Annotated in this window: 10 protein-coding genes, 1 rRNA gene and 1 pseudogene; 8 read left to right on the top strand and 4 right to left on the bottom strand. The window is 63.1% G+C overall.

The annotated features are described in order from the left end of the window. Positions 1 to 134 precede the first annotated feature (134 nt). Positions 135 to 860 carry a transcriptional repressor LexA gene (lexA, locus tag RSPPHO_RS03030; RefSeq protein WP_014413807.1) on the top strand — a complete coding sequence of 242 codons (726 nt, stop codon included), beginning with the start codon at positions 135 to 137 and terminating at the stop codon, positions 858 to 860. Positions 861 to 902: 42 nt separating this feature from the next. Here lexA and RSPPHO_RS21430 read toward each other — a convergent pair whose 3' ends face one another. Both RSPPHO_RS21430 and RSPPHO_RS21425 read right to left on the bottom strand, forming a co-directional pair. After that, positions 903 to 1,226 (bottom strand): LysR substrate-binding domain-containing protein, encoded by a 324-nt coding sequence (locus RSPPHO_RS21430; protein WP_014413806.1) that lies wholly within the window; start codon positions 1,224 to 1,226, stop codon positions 903 to 905. Next, positions 1,198 to 1,785 (bottom strand): LysR family transcriptional regulator, encoded by a 588-nt coding sequence (locus RSPPHO_RS21425; protein ID WP_173391145.1) that lies wholly within the window; start codon positions 1,783 to 1,785, stop codon positions 1,198 to 1,200. Before RSPPHO_RS21425 ends, RSPPHO_RS21430 begins: the two co-directional genes overlap by 29 nt. 133 nt (positions 1,786 to 1,918) lie before the next feature. On the opposite strand from RSPPHO_RS21425, the gene RSPPHO_RS03020 reads away from it, so the two are divergent. From RSPPHO_RS03020 to RSPPHO_RS03005, 4 genes are all read left to right on the top strand, one after another. Beyond that, the gene (locus tag RSPPHO_RS03020) at positions 1,919 to 3,337 is read left to right on the top strand and encodes a form I ribulose bisphosphate carboxylase large subunit (RefSeq protein ID WP_014413804.1); all 1,419 of its coding nucleotides are present in this window, start codon (positions 1,919 to 1,921) and stop codon (positions 3,335 to 3,337) included. A gap of 33 nt (positions 3,338 to 3,370) precedes the next feature. Further along, positions 3,371 to 3,727, top strand: coding sequence for a ribulose bisphosphate carboxylase small subunit (locus RSPPHO_RS03015; protein WP_014413803.1), 357 nt, complete (start codon positions 3,371 to 3,373; stop codon positions 3,725 to 3,727). A 71-nt stretch (positions 3,728 to 3,798) separates the two neighbouring features. Beyond that, positions 3,799 to 4,617, top strand: a complete 819-nt coding sequence (locus RSPPHO_RS03010; RefSeq protein ID WP_041793908.1) for a CbbQ/NirQ/NorQ/GpvN family protein — start codon at positions 3,799 to 3,801, stop codon at positions 4,615 to 4,617. Between the two features lie 44 nt (positions 4,618 to 4,661). Continuing rightward, positions 4,662 to 6,968, top strand: coding sequence for a nitric oxide reductase activation protein NorD (locus RSPPHO_RS03005; RefSeq protein WP_014413801.1), 2,307 nt, complete (start codon positions 4,662 to 4,664; stop codon positions 6,966 to 6,968). Between the two features lie 114 nt (positions 6,969 to 7,082). Here RSPPHO_RS03005 and rrf read toward each other — a convergent pair. Beyond that, a 5S ribosomal RNA gene (gene rrf / locus RSPPHO_RS03000) occupies positions 7,083 to 7,197 on the bottom strand. 196 nt (positions 7,198 to 7,393) lie between these two features. On the opposite strand from rrf, the pseudogene RSPPHO_RS21420 reads away from it, so the two are divergent. Together RSPPHO_RS21420 and RSPPHO_RS02995 are read left to right on the top strand one after the other, a co-directional pair. Next, positions 7,394 to 7,564, top strand: a pseudogene (locus RSPPHO_RS21420) (double zinc ribbon domain-containing protein); the annotation flags it as partial. Between the two features lie 9 nt (positions 7,565 to 7,573). Then, the gene (locus RSPPHO_RS02995) at positions 7,574 to 8,089 is read left to right on the top strand and encodes a ComF family protein (RefSeq protein WP_242390635.1); all 516 of its coding nucleotides are present in this window, start codon (positions 7,574 to 7,576) and stop codon (positions 8,087 to 8,089) included. 83 nt (positions 8,090 to 8,172) lie between these two features. Here RSPPHO_RS02995 and RSPPHO_RS02990 read toward each other — a convergent pair whose 3' ends face one another. Continuing rightward, positions 8,173 to 9,840, bottom strand: a complete 1,668-nt coding sequence (locus RSPPHO_RS02990) for a diguanylate cyclase domain-containing protein (protein WP_014413800.1) — start codon at positions 9,838 to 9,840, stop codon at positions 8,173 to 8,175. Between the two features lie 221 nt (positions 9,841 to 10,061). Here RSPPHO_RS02990 and RSPPHO_RS02985 point away from each other — a divergent pair, with 221 nt between their 5' ends. Next, positions 10,062 to 11,729, top strand: a complete 1,668-nt coding sequence (locus RSPPHO_RS02985; protein WP_162138080.1) for a methyl-accepting chemotaxis protein — start codon at positions 10,062 to 10,064, stop codon at positions 11,727 to 11,729. Position 11,730 lies beyond the last annotated feature (1 nt).

Genomic DNA, 11,730 nt, shown 5'->3' with positions numbered 1-11,730 from the left:
GGCGGGCGCAGGCTCAACCAAGACGACGCGAAGGGGGGCCACCTGCCCCCCTTTTTTCTTGACCCTGAGCAGGAACCAAAGTAGAACTTTTTAGCATATTCACGTTTAGTTCCTCGCGCCAGGGAGTCACGGTCATGCTGACGCGCAAACAATACCTGCTGCTGTCCTTTATCGATCAGCGGCTGCGCACGACCGGGGTATCCCCCTCGTTTGACGAAATGCGTGATGCCCTTGAACTGAAATCGAAATCCGGGATCCATCGCCTGATCAAGGGACTGGAGGAACGGGGCTTTTTGCGTCGCCTTCCCCACCGGGCCCGCGCGCTGGAAGTCTTGCGCCTGCCCGACAATCAAGTGCCGGAAGAGGCTCTGCCACGCGCCCGGGATCCTGAAACACGCTTTTCGCCCAAAGTGATCGAGGGAAACTTTACCCCGTCGCTCCCCGCCGCAGTGGTCACAGAAGCCACACCGGCCTCATCGGTCACCCTCCCCCTTTTGGGAAAGATCGCAGCCGGCACTCCCGTCGCAGCGCTCAATGATCCCACCGCCCATATCGACGTCCCCACCGCCTTGCTCACGGGCGGAGGAGAACACTTCGCGTTGACCGTCGAGGGAGAGTCGATGATTGAAGCCGGGATCTTGAACGGCGACATCGCCATCTTGCGCCGCTGCGACACCGCCGAAAACGGTACCATCGTCGTGGCTTTGGTGGATGAAGAAGAGGCGACGTTAAAGCGACTGCGGCGCAAGGGAGATTCCATCGCCCTGGAGCCGGCCAACAAAGCCTTCAAAACCATGATCCATGGGCCCGACCGGGTGCGGATCCAAGGAAGGCTTGTTGGCATCATCCGCCAGTATTGAAGGGAGGGGCCTGGGGAAGCCCCGCTTCCCCAGATTTACTTTTTAGTTCCCCAACAAAAAGCCAAGAAAAGTCCGCGCAACCGTCGAGAGGGTTTTTCCCTTCAGATGGACCACATTCCATCGCCGTACCAACGGGAACCCTTCGACGTCGAGACAGATCAAACGCCCGGTCTCCCGCTCCAGTTCCATGCTTTTGAGCGGTAAAAGAGAAATCCCCAGGTTGGCCATCACGGCCTGCTTGATCGCTTCGGTGCTGCCCAACTCCATATAAGGGGCTAAGGCAATCCCCGCCTCTGAGAGGGCCTGTTCCAACGCCTTGCGGGTCCCGGACCCCCGTTCACGCACCAAGAAGCGCTCCCCGGCCAAGGCCGGGGCGGCAAGACCGCGCTGCCCGACGAGAGGATGGCGGGGGGTGAGCGACGATCATCAGCAGGTTATCCAAAAACGGATGGGCCTCAACCTCCAGCTCCGGCGGGATTTGGCCCATGATGACAAAATCGTCTCGGTTGTCGGCAAGGCGTTCGATAACCCGGGCCCGGTTGGTGACGATCAAGCGCGGGGTCACGGCGGGGTGATCGGCAATAAAGGCCCCAAGGAGGGGGGGGATAATGTACTTCGCCGACGTGACCACCGACAACTCCAAGGGCCCGCGTACATCGGCGCGAAGATCATCAAGAGCCTGATCAAGCAGGCGCAGCCGCCCAAGAATATCGACACACGCCTCGTAAACGGCATGCCCCGCCGGCGTGAGAAACAGACGCTTGCCCATGTGCTCGACGAGAATGCTGCCGGCATTTTCTTCCAGCCGCTTCACCTGAATTGAGACCGCCGGCTGGGTCAGATGGAGTTCTTGCGCGGCACGGGTAAAACTCCGGTGCCGCGCCACGGCCTCGAACAAACGCATTTGCTGCAAGGTCAGGTGCATGCGAGATCCATAAACAAGTGTATATCCTGGAAATAAAATCAATTAATTTTTGTTTATGGTTAGCTCTTCGTAAAGTCAAGCCCAACGACGCCCCACCCCTCTTAGGCGCATCGTTGGCAACGAGGAGAGAACCATGGGAAAGACGTACCAGGCCGGCGTCAAGGAATACCGGGAGACCTATTGGGATCCGAATTACACCCCAAAAGACAGTGACATTCTGGCCTGTTTCAAGGTTGTTCCCCAGCCTGGAGTGCCCCGTGAGGAAGCGGCAGCCGCTGTTTGCGCTGAATCCTCCACCGCCACCTGGACCACGGTGTGGACCGACCTTCTGACTGATCTCGATTATTACAAGGGTCGGGCCTACGCCATTGAAGACGTCCCTGGTCATGACGAGGCGTTCTACGCTTTTATTGCCTATCCGATGGGTCTCTTCGAGGAGGGCTCGATCGTCAACGTGTTCACCTCCCTGGTGGGCAACGTCTTTGGCTTCAAGGCGGTGCGCTCGCTACGCCTGGAAGACGTGCGGTTTCCGCTGTGGTTTGTCACGACGTGCGACGGACCGCCGCATGGCATCCAGGTCGAGCGCGATCTCCTGGATAAGTATGGCCGCCCCTTGCTGGGCTGCACCATCAAGCCAAAACTTGGTCTTTCCGCCAAAAACTACGGCCGCGCTGTCTATGAGTGCCTGCGCGGCGGGCTTGATTTCACCAAGGATGACGAGAACGTCAATTCTCAGCCGTTCATGCGTTGGCGTGACCGCTTTTTGTTTTGCCAGGAGGCCATCGAAAAGGCCGAGGCGGAGACAGGAGAGCGCAAGGGCCATTATCTCAACGTCACCGCGCCGACCATGGAGGACATCTATCAGCGGGCCGCGTTCGCCAAGGAGATCGGCACGCCGATCATTATGAGCGACTACCTGACCATCGGCTGGGCCGCGCATGCCAGTTTGTCGCGATGGTGCCGGAACAACGGCATGCTTTTGCACGTTCACCGGGCGATGCACGCCGTGATCGATCGCAACCCCATGCACGGCATCAACTTTCGTGTTCTGGCCAAGCTGCTGCGCCTGCTGGGGGGTGACCATCTGCACTCGGGCACCGTGGTTGGCAAGCTGGAGGGCGACCGGGACGCCACCTTGGGCTGGATCGACCTCATGCGCGAGCGTCACGTCAAGGAAGACCGGTCGCGCGGCATTTTCTTCGACCAGGACTGGGGGCATATGCCTTCCGTGATGCCGGTCGCCTCGGGAGGGATCCACGTTTGGCACATGCCGGCCCTTCTGGCGATCTTCGGCGACGATGCGGTGTTCCAGTTTGGCGGCGGCACCTTGGGGCATCCCTGGGGGAATGCGGCGGGCGCAGCGGCCAATCGGGTGGCCCTGGAGGCCTGCGTCCAGGCGCGAAACGAGGGACGGTCGCTGGAGAGCGAAGGCAAGGCCATCCTGACGGCGGCGGCTCGCCACAGCCCAGAACTGAAAATGGCGATGGAGACCTGGAAGGAAGTAAAATTTGAGTTTGAGACCGTAGACACCCTGGACGTTTCCCACAAATAAGCCCCCCAACCGTCTCAAGTTCAGAGAAACATCATGACCCTGCAAGATTATGCGTCCAGCCTCTCGGATCCCAACAGTCGGAAATTGGGGACGTTCTCCTATCTTCCACCAATGGATGCCGCCCAGCTTCGCAAGCAAATCGACTATATTGTTGCCAAGGGCTGGAACCCGGCCATTGAACACACCGAGCCGCACCATGCCCGGAGCCACTACTGGTATATGTGGAAGCTGCCCCTTTTTGGCGAAACCAATGTCGATCGCATTCTGAGCGAAATCGACGCCTGCAAGACCGCCCATCCCGGGCATCACGTGCGGCTGATCGGATACGACACGATCAAGCAAAGCCAGGGCACCGCCTTGATCGTCCATCGGGCCGCGTGTCCCTCCTGATCCCCAAGGCCAGGAGCGCCGCCACGACTTCCCGGCGCTCCACTTTCCTTCGCCACGATGAGGACCCGACGATGAGCGAGCCGCAACGCGAGCCCTATCTCCTCCGGCGCGAGCCGTACTATTGCCCGGTGGGCAATGAAATCGACGTGTTTGAAGCCGCCCACGCCGTGCGCATGCCGGTGATGCTGAAGGGACCGACCGGGTGCGGCAAGTCGCGCTTCGTGGCCCACATGGCTTGGCGGCTGGGCAAACCCCTGATCACGGTGGCCTGCCACGAAGACATGACCGCCTCGGATCTGGTGGGACGTTTCCTGATCGACCGAGACGGCACCCGCTGGCAAGACGGACCGCTCACCCTTGCCGCCCGCCTCGGCGCGCTTTGCTACCTGGATGAGGTAGTTGAAGCCCGTCAAGACACCACTGTGGTGATCCATCCGCTGACGGACCACCGCCGTGTCCTCCCCTTGGACAAAAAGGGGGAGGTGGTCGAGGCCCATCCCGATTTCCAACTCGTCATCAGCTACAACCCCGGATATCAGAGCCTGACCAAGGACCTCAAAACGTCTACCCGTCAGCGTTTCGGGGGCATGGTCTTCGGCTATCCGCCTGCAGCGATCGAGGCAGAGATTGTGCGTCACGAAAGCGGCGTCTCGCTGGTGCTGGCCGAGCGCTTGGTCCAGATGGCCGAAAGGAGCCGCAACCTCAAAGGACACGGTCTCGATGAGGGGATCTCGACGCGGTTGCTCGTCTACGCGGGGCAACTCATCACCCAAGGCGTCTCGCCGCTCGAAGCCTGCCGGATGGCCTTGGTGCGTCCCCTGACCGACGACCCCGACATGCTCGACACGCTCGACGCCGCCCTCACCACGCTGTTTGGGAGCCCCCCCTGACCGCCGCCCAGCCCCCTCCCCGTCCTGATTGTAAAGAGCCTCTCATGAAGATCTCTGAAGAAGATCGGGGCTTCCTGGCCGCGCAGGCGCCGGGCCTTGACCCAACCCTTGACACGACCCTCGACGAGGCGAGCCGCCTGTTCTCTCCCGGCGGCTTGCGACAATACCTCGCCGGGGCTCGCGCCTTGGCCGCCCTGGGCAAAGAGCCATCTCTCGTCGAAATATACCTTCAGGCACTACCTCAGGTCGCGCGCGAGTGCGGCGAAGAGGTCGTGGAAGACAGCGTGGGAGCCGTGATGCGGCTTGCCTCCATGACCTCGGGGGAGGTGCTGGCGCTGGTCTTCGCGACTTTGCCCATCGCGGCGGCACGCCTGGGCGACCTTAATCTGGTACGCGCCTACTTGCAGCTTTTACACCGCACTGCGGCGAAGGCCCCCCGAGGCCTGCGCCCCATGCTGGAGCATCTAGACGAGCTTTTGCGCCAACTCACGGTATCGGGCTTGGGGCGCTGGGCCGACTTTGGGGCGGAGACGCATCGACGCGACCCGGCGCGCCAGAGCGCCTATTTCGCCCTCCAGTCCCAAGACAGCCTTGCCGTGCTCCAGCGTGAGCGCCGGGGAACGCTGCTCATCAACAGCCAACGCCGGCTGTCTTCTTATCTGCGCGCACTGTGGGGGCGGGATTTCCCTCTGCGCCCCCTCGCCGCCCAAACGGCCCACACGCGGCCCTTCCTTGAGGACGAGATTCTGTCCCTCCCCGATGCGGTGGACGATATCCGGGGCCGAAGCGGCTTTGACCTCTACCGAGCGATGGCCGCCCACCTTGCCGCGCATCAGCTTTATGCCGTCCCCCTGCCAGATGCCGCCCTCTTTTCACCCAGCCAACGATTTTTGATTGGCGTGATGGAAGATGCCCGCGTCGAAGCACGGGCCTGGACCTTGTTTCCGGGGTTGCGCCAGCTCTGGCGCTCCCTGATGCCCGAAGGCTTGCCTCCCCCCGAGCACCCAGGCCTCGACCTGATCGAACGCTGCGCCCTGGCATTGCTCGATCCCGCTTGCCTGCCCGGCGATCCAGAGTTGGAGGCCATTGCCACCCGGTTTCACGCGGCCTTTGCCCAAGGCCAGGGGGACCTCTCCCTGCCCCTTGGTCTGGCTCTGCATGAAGCGCTCGCGAAGCGCCAGGCGGTCCCCAGTGTGCGCCTCCTGGAGACCCTGAGGATCCCGTATCGCGATGACAACCGCTGCCTTTGGATCCCTCTCGTACCAGGGCCAGCGGCCTCTGCGCCGCAAGTGCGTCGGCGTGTGGGGCTGATGGAATTCATCAACGAATGCGATGTTGAAACAGCGGGCGATGACGCCCAAGAAATCTGGGTTCTGCGAACCGAGCTTTTCCCTTATGAGGACGAGGGAATTTCGTACAATCAACGGGACGGCAAGCCCGCGGTTTCCGACCCCGTCCTCTACCCCGAATGGGACTACCGAACGCAACGCTATCGGCCGCAGTGGGTCAGTGTGAGCGAACGCCGTCCACCGGCCGGGGATCCAACACGCATTGATACTGTGTTAAGCGAGCATCGGGGCGTTGGTCACCAGATCAAGCGCCTCATTGACCGCCTGCGCCCGCACGGTGCCACACGTCAGCGCAAACTCGAAGACGGCGATGTCCTCGACCTTAATGCGGCCGTGGAAGCCATGGTGGATCTGCGCCTAGGCTTCCCCCCCGACCCCCGGATCACCCAACGGATCATCCTCCACCGGCGAGACCTTTGCGTCCTGGTCCTGCTTGATCTATCGGCGTCCACCAACGAGCGGGTGCGGGGGGACGATGACAAAACCGTGCTTGATCTCTCCCGCGAGGCAGCTACCCTGTTAGCGACAGCCCTAGAAGGGATCGGCGATCCTTACGCCTTACATGGGTTCGCCTCGAATGGCCGGCACGACGTGCGCTACTCCCTCTTCAAGGGGTTTGAACAACGCTTTGACGATCAAGCGAAAAGCCGTCTGGCGGGCATGAGCGGCGACCTCTCCACACGCATGGGGGCGGCCCTGCGCCACGCCGGGGCCCACCTTCGGCATCGGCGCGAACGACGCAAGCTGCTGCTGTTGGTGACCGATGGTGAACCGGCCGATGTCGATGAACGCGACCCCCAAACACTACGCCAAGATGCCCGTAAGGCCGTGGACGAACTCCGAGAGTCTGGTGTCCACACCTACTGCCTCACGCTCGACCCTCTGGCCGATCAGTATGTCGAAAGGATTTTTGGCCCGGGACACTACACCATTGTCGATCACCTTCGCCGCCTCCCGGAACGCCTCCCCCTCCTCTTCGCCCGCCTCACCCAAACCCCATGAGGGGTCTGGGGTGGCGAGCCTCCCCAGCCTTAATTTTCGCGCAAGCGAAAAACCCGCCCCGGAATCACCGGAGCGGGCTTTCTTAAGAGGGTTTTTTGACAGACGGCTTTGAAGGCCTGGCGGCGACCGACTCTCCCACGCCTTAAGACGCAGTACCATTGGCGCTGAACAGTTTCACGGCCGAGTTCGGGATGGGATCGGGTGTTTCCTGTTCGCCATGACCACCAAGCCATCGAAGCCGTCTGATGATGTCGTTATGGGAATTTACAAGCGCTAGGGCCGGCCTGGCCTCTGCGCGTTTATCAAGCCGATCGGACGATTAGTACCGGTTAGCTTCACGCATTACTGCGCTTCCACACCCGGCCTATCAACCGTGGTGGTCTACCACGGTCCTGATAGGGAAACCTGGTTTCGAGGGAGGAGGCTTGCTGAATGCGCTCCTGCCGCCTCGGTGCGTGGTCTGCGGCGCTCTCTTGGGGACGGGGCAGGGAGTTTGTCCGACCTGTTTTCCCAGGTTGTCATTTTTGACGGAGCCTTTGTGCGCCCTGTGCGGATGCCCTCTGCCCGGGCGGCCGGCCGTGCCAGGAGAGCGCTGCGGCGCCTGCTTGGCTCAACCTCCCGTCTTCGATACGGCCCGCGCGGTCCTCCTCTATAATGAGGGAGCGGCGTCGGTGATCTTGGGGTTCAAGTATGCGGATCGCACCGACGCTGCGCCGGTCCTTGCGCGCTGGATGGCGCGAGCGGGCCAGGAGCTTTTGGCGCCGGGGGCGGTTCTGGTGCCCGTGCCATTGCACTGGACACGGCTTTTTGGTCGGCGCTACAACCAGTCCGTCTTGCTGGCCCAGGCCTTGGCCCGGGGCACCGGGCTTGGGGTGGCGCCAGATGCCCTACGCCGCCTTCGGCGCACCCCCCCTCAGCAAAGCCTGACGCGAGAAGAGCGCCACGACAACGTGCGCGGGGCTTTTGCCGTGGCCAGACCGGCCGTGATCGGCGACCGGCCGGTGGTGCTGGTGGACGATGTGCTCACCACGGGGGCGACGGCGGCGGCCTGCGCCCGAGCCCTGAAGGCGGCCGGAGCCCCGCGCGTTGACCTGCTGACCCTGGCTCGGGTGTCGTCCTAGCAGTCTGTTCGAGTCGCCATGAGGCTGTTTTGATGGGATGGCGCCTCAACGCAAGGCGAGGGAGAACGGCGCGGCCTTACGGCTCACGCGGGCACAGGATCCCCATGCACGACGGCGCGGTGTTTGCCCCGATGCTTGGCTTCATACAAGGCATCGTCGGCCAGTTCCTGGACCACGAGATACTCCTGCGACTGCACGGGCCACGCGGCGATTCCGATGGAACACCCAATCTGGACCGTATGACCATCGATGTCGAAGGGCTCCTGTAACGCAACGAGCAGGCGGTGGGCGACACCCTGGGCCTCGTCGCGCCAGCCCTGCCGAGGGCTTTGGATCAAGACCAGGAACTCGTCGCCTCCAAGGCGCGCGGCGAGGTCTTCGGCCCGCACGCCGAGGTCAAGGCGCTGCGCCACCTTTTGCAGCAGCAGGTCGCCGGCGGCATGCCCCAAGGTGTCGTTGACGGCTTTGAAGCCGTCGAGGTCCAGGCACAGACACGCCAACGCCGAGCCCTGGGCCAGGACGGTGGGCTGGATGCGGGTGAGATAAGCCGAGACACCGGCCCGGTTGGGCAAACCGGTGAGGGGGTCGTGGGTGGCCTGCTCGGCCAGCACTCCGGCCCGGGATTCACTATGGGTCAGGGCTTCGACCAGCCGGCGCAAGGACGCCGACAGGCGCAGAATCTCGGAGGAACCGGTCACCCGAGGGAGTTGATCGGCAAGACCGGCCCGTAACCGATCGGCGGCGTCGGCGATGGCCTCCAGGGGCTGGGCAATCCGTCGCGAGATCACGCCGCCGAGCAAGGCAAAGGCCAGGGCAAGACCAAACCCCACCAGCAAAATCGCCCCTTGCAAGGCTCGCACCGGGGCATAGGCTTCGGTCAGCGGGACGCGGGCGAAAAACAGCCAGCCCATCCCCGGGTAGGCGGCGTGTCCGCGTTCGACCCCATAGCCGACCAGAGCCGGCTCGCCCTTGGGCCAGGAGGTCACGGCCCAACCGTTGAGGTTCTGCCGGGCCGTCGCGATCAAGGGGGCCGGGACGGTTTCGGGAGAGCCGACCGGGCCCAGGCGGGGGGAGCCATCTGCCCCCAGAATGAACAAGTCCACCCGGCGCCGATCCTGAAGGTTGGTGATCAAGGAGCGCTCGATCTCGCGGGCCCAGTCGAAGCTTAAATGGCTGGCCAGCACGCCTGCCAAGATGCCATCCGTCCGATAGACGGGGAAACCGAGATCGACAAACCGGGGGGGCTCGCCGCTGGCTGTGGGAAAATAGGGGGCCAGGAGTACGGCCTCGTGCACATCGCCCATGAAAGCGCCCCGGCGGCCCTCGGTATACACAGGGCGGTGGGCGATGTTGGTGCCAACCAGGAGCCCGTCGCTGGCGGCGAGAACCTTGCCTTCGGGATCTAAAAACCCGACCCACGTGAACACGGGGAGAACGGTATGGAGGTGATCGAGGAGGCGCTGGAGAGCGGGAATGTCTTGGGGGGTGCGCAGCGTCTCAAGCTCGGTGAGCACGCTTAACTCCGCCATGCGGGCGCTCATCCCCCGGTCGAATTTATCGCCCATGTGAAAGGCTAACTCGGAAAGCTCAAAGCCCAGGGCATCCTCGACGCGGCTCGCTGCCAGTTGGCCGACGACCACGCTCATGACAACCGCGAAAGAGGCAATCAAGGCGGCAAACACGAGAGAAAACTGTAGCCGCAAACTCTTGGTGCGAAAGCCCATGCCTTTCCCCGTCTTTTCGGTGATCATCTTTTCCCGATGATAACACTCTGTCTCATCGAGGGCCAGGGGGGCTTGCTGTTCCGACGGGCTCGTGCGGCCTGGCTCGGGCCACGTCGGGGCCCCCTCCTTTCAGACAGACTTGTCTCTTCTGGTTGGTCACGGTACTGTCATTTACTTTTTACGCAGGCAAAGAAATCAATTTTATGATTTCTTTCCACAACGAGCCTGCCAGGGCGACCAAGGTTGGTATGAAAATATCTCTGCGTCTTCTTTTGATTGTGATGGCCGCCTTGCTCGGCATGACCGTCTCTGGCCTCTTGAGCCTTTATGATGCGCGCGACGGTTTGCTGGAGGAGCGCAAAATCAAAACCCGCGAGTTCGTGGAACTGGCGGTGAGTCTGGTCCAGGCGGCGCATGAGCGGGTTCGCGCCGGCGTGCCCGAGGCCACGGCAAAGGCGGACGCGTTGGCCCGCCTCCAGGAGTTGCGCTACGACAAGACCAACTATTTCTGGATCAATGATCTCGACGGCATCTTGCTCATGCACCCCCATCGCGCCAACGCGGTGGGGACGTCGGTTCTGGGTCTCAAGGACGCGGCCGGCGATTTTATGTATCGCAAGTTTGTTGCGGTGGCGCGCGCCCAGGGCCAGGGCTTTGTCGGCTATATGGGCCGGCGTCCGGGAACGGAGATCAACGCCCCCAAAATTTCCTATCTCCAGGTGTTCGCTCCTTGGGGCTGGGTGATTGGCACCGGGATCTATATCGACGATGTGGACGCCGCGTTTACCCGGCGCGGCCTCGTGTTGCTGGCCGGTGTTGGCGCCCTGAGCTTGGTGATCGTTGGTATTGCCCTCGTTATCTCCCGCTCCATCGTGCGTCCTTTGGGGCAGATGATCACCGTGATGCCGCGTCTGGCCGAGGGCGACCAGAGCTGCCTTCTGCCCTGCGGCCACCAGCGCAGCGAGATCGGCGCGTTGTCCCGCGCCCTGGCCGGGTTTCGCGATGCCGCCCACGCCCATGCCCAGTTGCGGGCCCAGGCCGCTCAAGCCGACCAGGAGGCCCACGACAAACAACGCGCGGCGGTGCTGGCAGTGGCCGCAGCGTTCGAGGAGACCGCGACGCCGCTGATCGCCTCCCTGGCGCGCCACAGCGGCGAGGTTGAAACCGGAACAGCCGGCGTGGCGCGGACCGCGCTCGCCGAAACCCGGCGCGCCACCACCGCCGCCCAGGCCTCGGCCGAGACCGCCCAAGCGGTGCAGCGGGGGGCCGAGGCGACAAGGGCACTGGCGGCGTCGATCGGTGACATCCACGATCAGGTGCACCGCTCCACCCAGATCGCCGCCCAGGCCGTTGACCAAGCCGCGGCCGGCGAGCACCAGATCGCCAGCCTGACCACCGCGACAGAGCGTATTGGCCAGATCATGGATTTGATCGCAACCATTGCCGCCCAAACCAATCTGCTGGCCCTCAATGCCACCATCGAAGCGGCGCGGGCCGGCGAGGCTGGCAAAGGGTTTTCGGTGGTGGCCGGCGAGGTCAAGGTCCTGGCCAGCCAGACCGCCCGGGCCACCGACGAGATCGCCCAGCAGATCGCCGGCATTCGCGGCGAAGCCCAGGGGGTCGCGACGGCCATGGGCACCATCCGCGCCACCATCGGCGCCCTGCACGAGACAGACGAAGCCATCGCCCGGGCGATCGATACCCAGAACACAGCGGCTGCCGATCTTGCGCGCTCGCTTCAGGTGGCGGCCCAAGGCACCACGGTCGTGCGCGATGCCCTGGCCACCCTGAGCGAGAACATTGCCGCCAGTGGAGCCGCGGCCCACAGTCTGCAAGACAGCGCGCTCCAGGCTGTTCGCGAGACCGAGACCCTGCGCGAGGCGGTGGAGGCGTTGGTGACGCGGGTACGGGGCTGAG

Origin of the sequence: Pararhodospirillum photometricum DSM 122 (genome assembly GCF_000284415.1) — a bacterium.
Lineage (GTDB): Bacteria > Pseudomonadota > Alphaproteobacteria > Rhodospirillales > Rhodospirillaceae > Pararhodospirillum > Pararhodospirillum photometricum.
Note: the sequence above shows the minus strand (reverse complement) of the source record. Positions and strands in the feature narration are given on the sequence as shown.